Genomic DNA, 14,666 nt, shown 5'->3' with positions numbered 1-14,666 from the left:
ACGTCTCAGACCGAGACCTGGCCGCCGCCTGCGTGCTTCGCGCGATACATCGCCGCATCCGCCGAGGTGAGGATGTCGCCTCCGGCTCCTCCTGAGACGACCCCTGCGGAGGCGCGGACGATGATGGACTCGCCGTGGATCTCGATCGGGTGACCGATCGCCTGCAGCGCACGGGTGGCGATCTGTTCGGCCTCGGCGACCTCCGTCTCCGGGCACGCGATGACGAATTCGTCGCCTCCGAGCCGCACGACCGCATCGCCGGAGCGCACCGCCGACTGCAGGCGTTCTGCGATGACCGAGAGCACCAGGTCGCCTGCGCTGTGACCGTAGACGTCGTTGATGCTCTTGAACTCGTCGATGTCGAAGAAGATGACCGTCAGACGTGCCGCCTCTTCGCCCTCCATGCCGCCGAGGAGCCCCTCGAGGAAGCGGCGGTTGTGCAGACCGGTGAGCGGATCCTGCAACGCGAGGTCGGCCAGCTCCGCCTGCGCTCTGGCATCCAGCGCACCCCGGAGCGCACGGCCGAAGTCCTGCGCGTCCTGCGCGAGGATCCCCCAGGGCAGGCTGCGTCCGGTCACGCTCTCGCGCCATGCGGAGAAGGACCGTCGCGGCGACAGGGCGTGATCGCGGTTCTCCGGTCGCTGATCGCCGAGCCATTCGACCGTCTGGGTGACCTCGCTGCGGACGTAGACGATGCAGTCGCCTCCGTCCCCCAGGGGGACCACGAGCAGGCCCGCGACGCCGGGGACGGTCGCTGCCGCTTCCGGGTGAGTGAGGGGCAGTGCCTCCAGGGCGTGACCCCCCGGTCCGAGCGCATCGATGATCGCGAACAGGCGCGACGGCGGAGGGACGACGCCGACCGTGTGCACGACGCCCTTCAGCCGGACGAGCGCACCGTCGGAGGGGACGATGTCGAGCATGGTCCGCTCACCGGTCGTCAGCGCCTCTCCCGGATTGCTGCGCTCGTAGAGGGTGGCCATCACGGCCGAGCGACGCCGTTGGGCGTCGATGTCGCGCTCGAGGTGATGGATGCGCCGCAGCAGCCCCATCTGCAGGGACAACTGACCTGCCAGCACCTCCAGTGCCCGGCGCAGCAGCACCGGAAGACGTCGGGGCGTGCGGTGCGCGCACGTGATCATGCCCACGAGATTTCCGTCCACGACGAGGGACAGTGAGAAGGTGGCCGCCTGCCCCATGTTGCGCATGAAGGTGAGGTGGTGGGGAGACGAGGCGCGCAGCTCGGTCGGACCGAGATCGATCGGCGCCTCCTCTGCGAGCAGCGTGAGGATCGGGACGCCGGGGTCCTCTGTGTCGGCGATGACACGAGAGCGCTTCTCGATGTACAGCGCACGTGCCTGGGACGGGATGTCCGACGCCGGGAAGTGCAGTCCGAAGTACGGCTCCATGTCGGGCTCGCGCTCGTCCGCGACGACCTGGCCGTGGCCGTCGGCGTGGAACTCGTAGACCATGACGCGCTCGAAGCCGCTGAGCGCCTTGATCTCCCTCGCGACGGCGACGTAGAGCTCGTCGAGCTCGGAGATCTCGGCAAGGCGCTGGATCGCCGACACTGCCCCGGTGCGGGTGTATTCGAGCTCGCGCGATGTCGGCTCGATCTCCACGAGCAGCGGTGAACTCCCCCGGTGCACCATCACATCGACGGCGCGGCCCTCGAACTCCGTCTGCGCGGGGTCGAGTGCCGTGCTGTGCGCGACGATGCGCCCGAGGTCCTCGTGCTCGTCGCGAAGGACGCGTCCGAGAAGATCTTCCGCATTGGCACTGGCCAGCACCACGGTGCCGGAGGGTTCGTCGAGTCCGAGCAGGATCCCGTGGGACTGCACGCGCCCGATCATGCGTATCGGCTCGGCCGCGCATTCGGTCAGGCGCGCACTCTCATCGCTCGTGCGTCGCGCCGATTCCTCCGGCGACAGTGCGAACAGTTCCGTCAAGTGGTGATTCCTCTCGTGACGGCGTCGACACGAGATCGACGGACGCCCTCAGCCTATGGCACGGATGCTGTACAGCGCGGCTGGCGGGCCGCTGCCGACCGTGAGGACGACAGAAGCCCGGATCCGCAAAGTGCGGAATTCCGGGCTTCTCGTCTTGCTGGGGTACCTGGACTCGAACCAAGAACAACTGAACCAGAATCAGCCGTGTTGCCAATTACACCATACCCCAAGGGCATCAGCCGGAGCCGTGCACCGAGGTACTACTCTACCCGATCTCTCGGATGCGACCAAAACGGGGCGCCGCCCCCGGGCGCGTCGGAGGAGTCTTCCCTCGTTCGCGCCCGGGCGCGGGCGGTCACTCCGAAGTGGCCTGCCGGCCGAGGAACTCGGACAGCGCCGCCAGACGCCGCAGCGACTCGTCACGCCCGAGGAGTTCCATCGACTCGAACAGCGGCGGCGACACCCTACGCCCGGTGATCGCGACGCGAGGCGGACCGTATGCGACGCGCGGCTTGAGCGCGAGTTCCTCGACCAGCGCCGTTGACAGCGCCTCCTGGATCTTCTCCGTGGAGAAGTCGGTGACCGGTTCGAGTGCGGCGACGCATGCGTCGAGCACCTCGGCGGCGTTGGCGGGGAGTCCCTTGAGCGCGTCGGCGGCGTACGAGACGTCCTCGGTGAAGAGGAAGCCCAGCATGCCGGGGACGTCGCCGAGCAACTGCACGCGCTCCTGCACGAGTGGTGCGGCGCGGAAAGCGAGGACGAGCTGTTCGTGGGTCGGCTCGTCGAAGAGCCCGGCGGCGGCGAGGTACGGCACGCTGCGCTCCGCGAAGTCCTTCACATCCAGCATCCGGATGTGATCGCCGTTGATGGACTCGGCCTTCTTCTGGTCGAAGCGCGCCGGGTTCGGATTGACGTCTGCGATGTCGAACGCCGCGATGAACTCGTCGAGCGAGAACACGTCCCTGTCCGGCCCGATGGACCAGCCGAGCAGGGCGAGGTAGTTGAGCAGCCCCTCGTGGATGAATCCACGCTCGCGGTGCAGGAACAGGTCGGCCTGCGGATCACGCTTGGAGAGCTTCTTGTTGCCGGTCTCGCCGAGCACCAGTGGCATGTGCGCGAACCGCGGCACGAACGTGGTGACACCCGCGTCGATGAGCGCGGCGTACAGCGCCAGCTGACGGGCGGTCGAGGGCATGAGGTCCTCGCCGCGCAGGACGTGGGTGATGCCCATGAGCGCGTCGTCGACCGGGTTCACGAACGTGTACAGCGGGATGCCGTTGGGGCGGACGACCACGAAGTCCGGGAAGGAACCGGCGGGGAATGTGACCTCGCCACGGATGAGGTCGACGTAGGTGAGGTCCTCGTCCGGCACACGGAGGCGAAGGGCGGGCTGACGTCCCTCTGCGCGGAACGCGGCCTTCTGCTCCTCCGTGAGGTCGCGGTCGTGGTTGTCGTAGCCGAGCTGCTTGGCGCGGCCGTTGGCCTCGTTGCGCGCGTCGATCTCCTCCGCGGTGGAGAAGCTCTCGTAGAGCGCACCCGACTTCATGAGGGTGTCGATGACCTCGCGGTAGATGTCGTGACGCTGGGACTGGCGGTACGGCGCATGCGGTCCGCCGACCTCGACGCCCTCATCCCAGTCGATCTCCATCCAGCGGAGCGCGTCGAGCACCTGCTGGAAGCTCTCTTCGCTGTCGCGCGCGGCATCCGTGTCCTCGATGCGGAACACGAGCTTGCCACCGTTGTGGCGTGCGTACGCCCAGTTGAACAGGGCGGTGCGGATCAGGCCGACGTGCGGCAGGCCGGTCGGGGACGGGCAGAAGCGCACGCGCACATCGGAGCCGGTCGCCGTGGTGGTGAGGGGATGAGGAGTAGCCATAGCCCCTCAATCCTACGCGTGCGGCGTATGACTCCCCAGCCGTCCCAGTGGAGAGAGCACCGCGATAGCGACGACGAGTACGGAGGCGGCAACGGCCAGACCGCCGTACTGGAAGTTCGACAGGATGATGCCGGCGAGCACCGCCCCTCCGGCCGCGGAGAAACTCATGAGTGAGTCGCTGCGTCCCTGGCGCCGGGTCCGCAGGGCCGGCGTCGTCGCCTCGGTGAGCAGGGCGGCTCCGGCGACCGTCGCAGCGCTCCAGCCGAGGCCGAGCAGGATGAGTGCCACCATCACTCCCCACGCCTGGTCGTTCACGGTGATCGCGAACAGGAGTGCACCGGCGAGCAGGCCCTGTCCCAGCAGCACGACGCGCAGGCGCCCCCACCGGTCGGCGAGGATCCCGAACAGCGGAGAGAGGGCGTACATGCCGGCGACGTGCATGGCGATGGTGACCCCGACGAGCGTCGAGATGTCGGCGGGGGTCGCGTGGCCGCCGTGTGTCGAATGCGCCATGTGCGCCAGGTGGATGGGCGTCATCGCCATCACCGACGCCATCACGACGTGAGACGCGGCGATCGCGAACATCGCATAGCGCGCAGCCACGGGGTGGTCGCGGCGTTCCTTCACCGCGGTCTTGCCTACACCTGCGGCGAGGATCCGCTGCGCCAGCAGCAGCGGGTCGGGTCGCAGAGCCACGAGGTAGAGCACGAGCGCGGCGACCTGCGCCACGAGCGAGAACAGGTACGACCCGGTCTGGGGCGGCATCCCGATCGCCTGACCGACGATCTCACCAGGGCCCAGCAGCAACGGCCCAGCCACTCCCCCGACGGTCGTCGCCCAGACGACGACCGAGAGATCACGACCGCGATGGCGCGGGCTTGCCAGGTCGGTGGCGGCGAAGCGGGACTGGAGGTTCCCCGCGTTGCCTGCACCGATGAGGACGATGCCGACCAGCAGCAGCGGAAAGCTCCGGACGGCGGCCGCGGAGATCACGATCCCGATGCCGACCAGCGCGAAGAGGTTGCCCAGTGTGAGGGCGCGCCTTCGCCCCAGTTTCGTCGCGAGTCGCGCGAGCGGAATGGCGCACAGCGCCGCGCCGAGGGTCACCGACGCGGTGGCGAGGCCGGAGAGCGCATCGTCGCCGGAGATGTCGGCGGCCAACAGCGCCCCCAGCGACACGGTCGCGCCGAAGGCGATCCCGCCGAGCACCTGCCCCGCCGAGAGCACCGAGACCGTACGCCGCTGCACCGCCCGCTGTTCGGCGGCGCTGGGGACGGTCATGCCACCGGCAGTGCGTCGCGCACGCCGTTGCGCAGGATACCGATGCCGGACACCTCGACCTCGACGGTGTCCCCCGCCTGGAACGTGCCGACGCCGGCGGGCGTGCCGGTGAGGATCACATCACCGGGCAGGAGCGTGAACACCGCGGATGCGTAGGCGATGATCTCCTCGACGGAGTGGATCATGTCGCTGAGCGGGGCCTGCTGGCGCACCTCGCCGTTGACGCGGGTCTCGATGGTCGCGTCCGCCGTGTCGAACTCCGTCTCGATCATGGGGCCGATCGGGCAGAAGGTGTCGAACCCCTTGGCGCGGGTCCACTGTCCGTCCTTGCGCTGGAGGTCGCGCGCGGTGACGTCGTTGGCGACCGTGTACCCGAACACGTACTCCAGGGCGCGTTCGGCCGTGACGTTCTTGGCGACCCGACCGATCACGACGGCGAGCTCTCCCTCGTGCTCCGTCTGCGCGGAGAGGGTGGGGCGCACGATCGAGTCGCCGGGGCCGATCACTGCGGTGTTCGGCTTGAGGAACAGCAGCGGTTCCTCTGGTGCCGTTCCGCCCATCTCGGCCGCGTGATCGTGATAGTTCTTGCCGACGCAGACGACCTTCGACCGAGGGATCACCGGGGCGAGCAGGGCGACATCCGACAGAGCCACCCGCTCCCCCGTCGTGTCGAAGCCGGCGAACATCGGGTCGCCGGAGAGGACGACGAGCTCCTGCTCGTCGAGGATTCCGTACTGGATGGCGTCGTTGTGGCTGAACCGAGCGATCTTCACCGCACCAGCCTAGCTCCGCCGTGTTGCAGAAGTGGCGGGCTCCATGATCGGAACCCGCCACTTCGGTGACATGCGCGCGCGGCACGATCAGTCGAGCTGGTGCATCCAGCCGTGCTTGTCGGTGGCGCGGCCGTACTGGATGTCAGTGAGCTCCTCGCGCAGCGAGAGCGCGAGGTCTCCGGTCGGCTGCCGCTCCTCACCGGCCGCCGTCACGAGAGCGCCGATCGGGGTCACCACGGCAGCGGTGCCACAGGCGAACACCTCGATGATGTCGCCAGATGCCACGCCGTCGCGCCACTCCTGCAGCGAGACGGGCCGCCGCTCCACGGTGTGACCGCGGTCCTCGGCGAGCTGCAGCAGCGAGTCGCGGGTGATCCCCTCGAGGATGCTGTCGGACTGCGGCGTGATGATCCGACCGTCGCGGTGGACGAAGACGACGTTCATGCCGCCGAGCTCTTCGACGTTGCCGTCGGGATCGAGGAAGACGACCTGGTCGCACCCGTTCTCATAGGCCTCCGCCTGCGGCAGGAGGCTGGAGGCGTAGTTGCCGCCGGTCTTCGCCGCGCCGGTGCCGCCCTTGCCCGCACGGGCATACGTCTCGGACAGCCAGATCCGCACGGGCTGGACGCCGCCCTTGAAGTACGACCCTGCGGGGCTCGCGATCAGGTAGTACGCGACCTTCTCCGCCGGACGGACGCCGAGGAACGCCTCCTTGGCGAACATGAAGGGGCGCAGGTACAGGCTCTGGTCGGCGCCGGACGGGGTCCAGTCGCCGTCGACCGCGATGAGCTCGCGCAGGGACTGCAGGAAGTACTCCGTCGGCAGTTCGGGAAGAGCCATCCGTCGCGCGCTGCGCTGCATGCGCTCGGCGTTGGCGCGGGGACGGAAGGTGTGGATCGAGCCGTCGGCGTGCCGATAGGCCTTGATGCCCTCGAAGATCTCCTGCCCGTAGTGCAGCACGGCGGCCGCAGGGTCCAGGGAGATCGGACCGTAGGGCTGGACCCGAGGTCGGTGCCATCCGCCCCTGGTCGACCAGCAGATGTCGACCATGTGGTCGGTGAAGACCGTGCCGAAGCCCGGGTTCTTGAGGATCTCCTCGCGGGCGGCTGCGGACTTCGCCGCGAGATTCTTGGTCACGGCGAACTCGAGCGGGGCGAGTTCGGTTTCGGTCGTTGTCATTGTCACATCCTGCGTTCGTGGCGGGCGGCGCTCGCGTGCGTCCAGGTTACGCCTGGAGCCGGGCGATGATGGCGTCGCCCACCTGACTGGTGGTTCGAGAGCCGTCCCGATCGGCGATGTCCGCCTCGACCGCTCGTGTCACGCGGTCGGACTCGTCCCGAAGCCCGAGGTGATCGAGCAGGAGGGCGACGGACAGGATCGCCGCCGTGGGGTCGGCTTTCTGCTGACCTGCGATGTCGGGCGCCGAACCATGAACGGGCTCGAACATCGAGGGGAACGTGCCGTCGGGGTTGATGTTGCCCGAAGCGGCGAGGCCGATGCCACCGGTGACGGCGCCTGCCAGATCCGTGAGGATGTCGCCGAAGAGGTTGTCGGTGACGATCACGTCGAAACGGGAGGGGTTCGTGACCATGAAGATCGTCGCCGCGTCGACGTGCAGATAGTCTACGACCACCTCGGGGTGCTCCTGCGCCACCTCGTCGACGATCCGCTTCCACATGCCGCCCGCGTTGACGAGGACGTTGGTCTTGTGCACGAGTGTGAGCTTCTGCCGACGCCGTGCGGCGAGCTCGAACGCGTAGCGGACGACGCGCTCGACGCCGAAGGCGGTGTTGACGCTCGTCTCGTTGGCGATCTCGTGCGGGGTGCCGGTCCTGATCGCACCGCCGTTGCCGACGTACGGGCCCTCCGTCCCCTCGCGGACGACGACGAAGTCGATGTCGCCCGGTTCGGCGAGCGGCCCCGGTGCGCCGGCGTAGAGCTTCGACGGGCGCAGGTTCACGTAGTGGTCGAGGGTGAACCGGAGCTTCAGAAGCAGACCGCGCTCGATGTTCGCGTCCTTGAGGCGGGGGTCGCCCGGCGTTCCCCCGACGGCGCCGAGAAGGATCGCGTCATGCGCGGAGATGGCGGCGAGGTCCTCATCGGTCAGCGTGTCTCCGGTCTCGAGGTAGCGTGCGGCGCCGAGCGAGAAGTGGGTCTTGTCGAAGACGACATCCCCGCCGACCGTGACGGCTTCGAGCACCCGCTCGGCCTCGGCGACGACCTCTGGACCGATGCCGTCCCCGGGGATGACGGCCAGCTTCACGACACGCGACATGCGCACTCCTTACGTGGGGAATCCCGCGGCACAGCGGGCTCGGCGGGTGTCTCCAGCGTACTGTCAGCGCGAACTCGGCGCGCGCAGCGTGACGGCCGCGATCACGGATGCCGCCACGACCAGCGCCGCGCCGATGAGCGAGGTCACCACCACACCGGATTCGAAGGCGGATGCCGCAGCCTCCCACAGCGCGGAGCCGACGCGCTCAGGAAGCTCCTGCGCGACGGTGTACGCCCCTGCGAGCGTCTCTCTGGCCGCACGGGCGGCCTCGACGGGGACCCCGTCCGGGATCACGAGCACCCCGCGGTAGAACGCGGTGATGATGCCTCCGAGGACCGCGGTGCCGAGCACGGCGCCGAGCTCGTAGGCCGTCTCCGACACCGCGCTGGCAGCGCCGGCCTTCGCCGCCGGGGCACTGGAGAGGATCAGTTCGTTCGAGATGGTCTCCGCCGCACCGATGCCGATGCCGAGCACGACGAAGGCGATGATGAGCGGAACGGCGCCGTTCCCGGCGGCGGTGAACGCGACGAGCAGGTAGCCGATCACGGTGAACACGAGTGCGGAGGGGACGACGATGTGTGGGGCGATCCGGCGCGAGATCGGGACGACCGTGAGCCCGGCGATGATGACGGCGGCCATCCCTGGCACGAGAGCGAGACCGGCCACCATCGGCGAGAGGCCGAGGACGAGCTGCAGGTGCTGCGGGACGAAGTAGAGGAAGCCGACGAGCGCGACGACGCTGAGCAGGTTCACGAGGATGGCTCCCGAGAACGATCCTCGGCGGAACAGCGCCATGTCGAGCATGGGCGACGGCGCACGCAGCTGGCGGCGCACGAACAGCACGCCCATCACGATTCCGCCGAGCGCCCACGCGACCGCTCCGAGGCTGACGCCGTCGGTGGCGAACGACTTGATCGCGTAGACCACGGGGATCATGGTCGCCATGGACAGGATGATGCTCACCGGGTCGATGCGCCCCGGCGCCGGATCCCGGCTCTCGGGCACGAGCAGAGGAGCCCCGATGAGCAGCGGGATGAGCACGGGGACGGCGATGAGGAAGACGGATCCCCAGGCGAAGTGCTCGAGGAGGAAACCGCCGACGATCGGCCCCAGCGCGGATCCGGCGGAGAACGCGGACGCCCACACGGCGATCGCCATGCGCCGCTGATCGCGGTTCAGGAAGATCGATCGGAGGAGCGAGAGGGTCGACGGCATGAGCATGGCGCCGAAGAGGCCGAGAAGCGCACGCGCGGCGATGAGGAGCGCCGCACTGGGAGCCATGGCCGCGACGACGGAGACCGCCGCGAATCCCGTCGCACCGATGAGGAGCATGCGCCGCCGGCCGAACCGGTCACCGAGTGTTCCCATCGTCACGAGCAGTCCCGCCAGCACGAGCGGATACGCGTCGATGATCCACAGCTGCTCCGCACCGGTCGGCGTCAGCGCGATGGCGATCTCCGGCAGCGCGAAGCTCAGCACCGTGTTGTCCACGGAGACGAGCAGCACGGGGAGCATGAGGACCGCCAGCGCGACCCACGCGCGTGCGCCCGCTCGCGGCGCGCGCGTTCCGCCCGTCTCCACCGACTCGACGCGAGTCATGTCACACCTTCCGCGGCCCCGAGGGGACCCTGTTACTGAACCGTCCGGCTGGTATAGTAACAGACATGCCCCGCCCTCCCCGCGCCAGAGAGCGCGTCCTCGACGCCTTCGAGAGAATCCTCATCGACGACGGCGAACGGACCGCGACCCTGGATGCGACGGCCAAGGCGGCCGGGGTGTCCAAGGGCGGCCTGCTGTACCACTTCGCGTCGAAGGATGACCTCGCCGCCGGGCTGCTCGCCCGACTCGAAGCCCTCGCCCAGGACGACCTCGATCGCATGGCATCCGCCGAGGAGGGCCCGATCGCCTACTTCCTGCGGACGTCGGTGATGGAGGATGCCGGACTCGACCGGGCACTCGTCGCCGTCTCCCGCCTCGCCCAGAGCGGCATCCCCGCTGCGGCTGACGCCCTCCGTCGCGTGCGGGAGGCATGGGCCGACGCGCTGCGTCCGCACGTGCGCGACGACACGGCGCTCGAGCTGGTGATGCTGGTCAGCGACGGCTTGTACTACAACAACGCGCTCGACACGGCGGGCGCCGAGGGCAGCGCGCTCGCCGGCCCCGTCCCCACCGGCGGCCGGCTCGAGAAGCTCATCGCCCTGGTGAGCAGCGCCGCCTCCTGATCACGCGATCGCGCAGGGCGCGACGAAGAACGGGGCCCTCGTCCGCCCTGGCGGTCCGCGCTCAGACCTCGGCGATCTCGATCTGCTTGACCACGCTGGCCTCGATGGCCTCGCCGACCTCGCTGAGGAGTTCCTCCGGCACGCGGGAGTCCACGGTGAGGACCGTCAGCGCCTGTCCGCCTGCCTCTCGGCGGGCGACCTGCATACCGGCGATGTTGATCCCGGCATCACCGAACTTCTGGCCGTAGACGGCGACGATGCCCGGACGGTCGATGTACTGCATGACGATGTGGTTCGTCTCGATCGGCACCTCGATGTCGTGGCCGTTGATCCCGACGATCTTCTGCACCATGCGGGTGCCGGCGAGCGTGCCTGCGACGGTGAGGACCGTGCCGTCGGCCAGCGCACCGCGCAGGGTCGTCAGGTTGCGGTACTCCGGGCTCTCCTTCTCGACGATCAGTCGAGCCTCGATGCCGCGCTGCTCGGCGAACAGTGGAGCGTTGACATACGAGACGTTCTCGCTGACGACGTTCGAGAGGATGCCCTTGAGCGCTGCGAGGCGGTACACGCTGACGTCGTAGTCGGCGAGCTCGCCTCGCACCTCGATGTCGAGGTTCGTGACCGCAGAGCCGGCGAGCCCGCTGAAGACCTGACCGAGCTTCTCGACCAGTGCGATGCCGGGGCGGACGAACGGGTCGATGACCCCGCCGGCGACGTTCACGGCATCCGGGACGAGGTCGCCCTCGAGGGCGAGCCTGACCGAGCGGGCGACGGAGATGCCCGCCTTCTCCTGCGCCTCGTCCGTGGACGCGCCCAGGTGCGGGGTGACGACGACGTTCGGCAGATCGAGGAGCTCGCGAGCCGAGCCGCCCTCCGCAGGCGGCTCGGAGGTGAACACGTCGAGGCCGGCGCCGGCGATCTCGCCCGCCACCAGCGCTTCGCGCAGAGCGACCTCGTCGATGAGACCACCGCGCGCGACGTTGACGACGTAGGCCGTCTTCTTCATCGCCGCGAACTGCTCTGCACCGATCATGCCGGTCGTCTCGGGGGTCTTGGGCATGTGGATCGTGAGGAAGTCCGCCTCGGCGACGAGCTCGTCGAGCGTGCGGAGTTCGACACCGAGCTGCTGCGCCCTGGAGCTGGTGACGTAGGGGTCGAACGCGATGACCTTCATCCCGAAGCCCTGCATGCGGGCGGCGACGAGCGCGCCGATGCGGCCGAGACCGACGATGCCGAGGGTCTTCTCGAACAACTCGGTGCCGGTGTACGCGCTGCGCTTCCACTGCCCACCCGCCAGCGAGGCGTGTGCGGCCGGCACGTGACGCGCGAGGCTGAGGATGTGGGCGCAGGTGAGCTCCGCCGCAGAGATGATGTTCGAGGTCGGCGCGTTGACGACCATGACGCCGGCCTTGGTCGCGGCGGGGATGTCGACGTTGTCGAGACCGACGCCGGCGCGGGCGATGACCTTCAGCTTGGGGGCGTGCTCGAGGGCCTCGGCATCCACCTTCGTCGCCGACCGGACCAGGACCGCGTCTGCCTCGGCCAGAGCCGAGAACAGGGCCGGGCGGTCCGTTCCGTCCACCTGACGGACGTCGAAGTCGGGGCCGAGAGCCTCGATCGTGGCGGGCGAGAGAACTTCGGCAATGAGCACGACGGGCTTCGGCACAGACGGATCCTTCTTGTTGGCGGCACAGCGCGGATGGGGATCGATGCGCCGCACACCGTCGGGGCGCGATCGTCTCCATGCTACCGGAGCGTCGGCGGTGCTCCGTGTCCGATGACGGGGCTCTCAGCTCGTGAGCGACGACATGTTCGACACGCTCATGGCGACCACGTTCATCCAGAAGACCGCGACGAGGGCGAGGCCGGCGGCGAGGACGACGGCGAACTCCAGCGCTCCGCGGCGACGTCCGAGCGCGAAGGCCGCGGTGAACACGAGCACGGGGAACAGCACCGAGAACAGGAGGACGAACCAGCCGTAACCGTTCAGCCCGAACTGGGCGACCGTGACGAGGTAGGCCACCGCGTTCCAGACGCCGTAGGCGTAGAACAGGCCTGCGAGGCCGAGGATCATCGTCTTCACGACGCCGAGCGGGCGGCGCCCTTCCTCCCGTGAGGAGGTCTGGCTGATGTGCTCGCTCATGCGCCGAACGCTCCTGTCATCACGAATGGCCACGGCACCAGCAGCGCAGCGCCGGCGATCAGCCCCGCCACGCGCACCCAACTCGCAGCGCGGCGGGTCAGCAACCAGACGGCGAGGAACCACAGCGCGGGGGCGAGCACGGCGGCCCACACGGCGGCCTGATACATGATCGCCGGGACGAGGAAAAGCGCGCTCCCCTGCAGAGTGAGCCCACCGATGATCCACCCGACCGTGTAGAGCAGATAGACGCCGCCGATGATCCCCACCGACAGGAGCATCGGAGTGCTCAACGGCTGCGGGGCGTCCGCGGCTGCGGACTCGTTCGCGGCGGGGCGCACGGTGTCGCTGTCCTTGCCGACGGCCGTCCACCCCTCCGGCAGCTCGCTGCGTGCGGCGGAGGGTTCGGACGGAGTCCGGTCCACGGCCTCCGGCCGATCCTCATCGCCGTCCCAGGAGAGGGCGTCGTCAGCATCCGATGTCATGTCCCCAGCGTAGCGACGGCGCAGAGGCTGCCGATAAGCTCGGGGCGTTCACAGCGACATGAGGGGATGCATCGTGGCCGAGCCCGAGAAGAAGATCGAGACGCCGGCCGCGGGCGGCTCCGGACGCAGATGGACTCCGACGGAGAGTGCCAAGAAGAAGGCGACCACGTTCCGCTGGATCGCGGCGGCGCTGTGGGTCGTCGCGATCGCCGCGGAGGCAGTGGCGATCTTCTGGCTTCTGCGTCAGCGGGAGTTCATCGGCGAGGACGGCGTCCTCGTCCGCGACCCCGAGACCGGGCTGCTGCAGGAGCAGGGGGTCACTGCGCAGTTCCCGCAGTGGGCGTTCATCACCCTCATCGTGCTGCTCGTCGTCATCGCCGCGCTGTCGATCACCGGATCGTTCCTGTGGAAGAAGGCCAACCGCCTCGACCCGGCGGAGAAGTCCGACACGGTGCGATTCTTCGTGCAGAACCAGCTCGGTGCCATCATCGCCGTCATCGCCTTCCTCCCCCTCGTCATCCTCATCTTCCTCAACAAGGACATGGACAAGGGCCAGAAGACGACCGCCGGCATCATCGGGGTCATCCTCGCGATCGGGGCGGTCGCACTCGGGATCGACTACGACCCGCCGTCGGTCGAGCAGTACACCGCCGACCAGTCGACGGTGATCCAACTGCTCGGACAGGACGAGGTCGTCTGGGTGGACGGCGGTGCCGTGTACCACGTGTGCGACAGCGTCTCGGACATCCAGACCGGCAGCGAGAAGCGCACCGGGACGACGGCTGAGGCCGTGGAGGCGGGCAAGATCCGCCTGACGCTGAAGTTCGCATCCGAGCTGCGCGCCTGCGGTCTCGCCGTGCCGGAGAACGCCGACGAGATCACCGACGCGCTCCGGGCGATCCAGGACGGACAGGTCGACACCCTGCTGCCCGCACCCGTGTGGGCAGACCCGGCGGATGCGCCGATCGAGGTCGAGGATGCGGCGACCGACGATTCCGACTAGTCGCCCAGCGCCTCGATGAGGCGCTCCTCGGCGGACCCGAGGTGCGCGGCGAGCAGCGCTGCGGCGTGGTCGGCCGCACCTGAGGCGACGGCATCCAGGATCGCCGCGTGCTGGTCGGCGATGACCTGCGCGTCGATCAGCCGCCTGCCCTGCACCTGCGCCATGCACAGCCGAACCTCGTCGAGGACGCTCCGATACATCCGAGAGGTCCGCTCGCTTGCGATGCCGTCGATGAGCGCCGTGTGGAATCGGAGGTCGGGATCGACTGTCGCCTCGTCCGGCCCCGGTGGCATCGCGGCGATCTCGGCGTTCGCCGCCGTCGCCGCATCGGGGACCGCACCTGCCGCCGCGAGCTCACGAAGGGCCGCGCTCTCGAGGCGCGTGCGGGTGCGGTAGACGTCGCGGACCATCGCCGCGTCGATCGACACGACCCGCGCCGAACGGTGCACGCTGCGGATGAGGAGCCCTGATGCGACGAGCTGCTCGATCGCCGCCTTCGCACTCGGTCGGGCGACGCCGAACGCGGCGGAAACCTTGGCCTCCGTGAGCGGGGTCCCCGCGGCGAGCTCGCCCGAGAGGATCTGCTGACGAAGACGGCGAGTCACGGCGCCGACGATCCCGACGACGTCGAGCGAGGCATCCGTCATGGTCATGGGAACAGCCTA

At 68.9% G+C, this 14,666-nt stretch carries 13 protein-coding genes and 1 tRNA gene; 2 read left to right on the top strand and 12 right to left on the bottom strand.

All coding sequences use genetic code 11. The annotated features are described in order from the left end of the window. Window positions 1-5: 5 nt before the first annotated feature. From HD600_RS12475 to HD600_RS12440, 8 genes are all read right to left on the bottom strand, one after another. Window positions 6-1,946, bottom strand: a complete 1,941-nt coding sequence (locus tag HD600_RS12475) for a sensor domain-containing diguanylate cyclase (RefSeq protein ID WP_277816230.1) — start codon at window positions 1,944-1,946, stop codon at window positions 6-8. 157 nt (window positions 1,947-2,103) lie between these two features. Beyond that, a tRNA-Gln gene (locus HD600_RS12470) sits at window positions 2,104-2,175 on the bottom strand. 126 nt (window positions 2,176-2,301) lie between these two features. Further along, window positions 2,302-3,822, bottom strand: coding sequence for a glutamate--tRNA ligase (gene gltX, locus HD600_RS12465; RefSeq protein WP_184284004.1), 1,521 nt, complete (start codon window positions 3,820-3,822; stop codon window positions 2,302-2,304). Between the two features lie 12 nt (window positions 3,823-3,834). After that, window positions 3,835-5,103, bottom strand: a complete 1,269-nt coding sequence (locus HD600_RS12460; protein WP_184284002.1) for an MFS transporter — start codon at window positions 5,101-5,103, stop codon at window positions 3,835-3,837. Beyond that, complete coding sequence (locus tag HD600_RS12455; RefSeq protein ID WP_184284000.1) at window positions 5,100-5,876, bottom strand: fumarylacetoacetate hydrolase family protein; 777 nt, start codon at window positions 5,874-5,876, stop codon at window positions 5,100-5,102. The genes HD600_RS12460 and HD600_RS12455 overlap by 4 nt, the downstream gene beginning before the upstream one ends. A gap of 87 nt (window positions 5,877-5,963) precedes the next feature. Next, the gene (locus tag HD600_RS12450) at window positions 5,964-7,055 is read right to left on the bottom strand and encodes a branched-chain amino acid aminotransferase (protein WP_184283998.1); all 1,092 of its coding nucleotides are present in this window, start codon (window positions 7,053-7,055) and stop codon (window positions 5,964-5,966) included. A 46-nt stretch (window positions 7,056-7,101) separates the two neighbouring features. Next, window positions 7,102-8,151, bottom strand: a complete 1,050-nt coding sequence (locus HD600_RS12445) for a 3-isopropylmalate dehydrogenase (RefSeq protein ID WP_184283996.1) — start codon at window positions 8,149-8,151, stop codon at window positions 7,102-7,104. A 63-nt stretch (window positions 8,152-8,214) separates the two neighbouring features. Beyond that, complete coding sequence (locus HD600_RS12440) at window positions 8,215-9,750, bottom strand: MFS transporter (protein WP_184283994.1); 1,536 nt, start codon at window positions 9,748-9,750, stop codon at window positions 8,215-8,217. Between the two features lie 65 nt (window positions 9,751-9,815). On the opposite strand from HD600_RS12440, the gene HD600_RS12435 reads away from it, so the two are divergent. Next, a complete protein-coding gene (locus HD600_RS12435) occupies window positions 9,816-10,373 on the top strand; it encodes a TetR/AcrR family transcriptional regulator (RefSeq protein ID WP_184283992.1) in 558 nt (185 codons plus the stop codon). Between the two features lie 61 nt (window positions 10,374-10,434). Here HD600_RS12435 and serA read toward each other — a convergent pair whose 3' ends face one another. The 3 genes from serA to HD600_RS12420 form a co-directional block, all read right to left on the bottom strand. Further along, window positions 10,435-12,039: a phosphoglycerate dehydrogenase gene (gene serA, locus HD600_RS12430; RefSeq protein ID WP_184283990.1), complete on the bottom strand. Its 1,605-nt coding sequence runs from the start codon at window positions 12,037-12,039 to the stop codon at window positions 10,435-10,437. Window positions 12,040-12,162: 123 nt separating this feature from the next. Next, a complete protein-coding gene (locus HD600_RS12425; protein WP_241731678.1) occupies window positions 12,163-12,516 on the bottom strand; it encodes a UbiA prenyltransferase family protein in 354 nt (117 codons plus the stop codon). Then, the gene (locus HD600_RS12420; protein WP_184283988.1) at window positions 12,513-12,998 is read right to left on the bottom strand and encodes a hypothetical protein; all 486 of its coding nucleotides are present in this window, start codon (window positions 12,996-12,998) and stop codon (window positions 12,513-12,515) included. The genes HD600_RS12425 and HD600_RS12420 overlap by 4 nt, the downstream gene beginning before the upstream one ends. 73 nt (window positions 12,999-13,071) lie before the next feature. Between HD600_RS12420 and HD600_RS12415 the strand changes: the two genes are divergently transcribed. Continuing rightward, window positions 13,072-14,001, top strand: a complete 930-nt coding sequence (locus tag HD600_RS12415; protein ID WP_241731677.1) for a hypothetical protein — start codon at window positions 13,072-13,074, stop codon at window positions 13,999-14,001. Here the strand turns inward: HD600_RS12415 and HD600_RS12410 are convergent. Next, entirely contained in the window at window positions 13,998-14,654 is a 657-nt protein-coding gene (locus HD600_RS12410) for a GntR family transcriptional regulator (protein ID WP_184283986.1), read from the bottom strand. The genes HD600_RS12415 and HD600_RS12410 overlap by 4 nt on opposite strands. Window positions 14,655-14,666 lie beyond the last annotated feature (12 nt).

Origin of the sequence: Microbacterium ginsengiterrae (assembly GCF_014205075.1) — a bacterium.
Taxonomy (GTDB): domain Bacteria; phylum Actinomycetota; class Actinomycetes; order Actinomycetales; family Microbacteriaceae; genus Microbacterium; species Microbacterium ginsengiterrae.
This window is presented reverse-complemented; position numbering and strand designations above follow the sequence as displayed.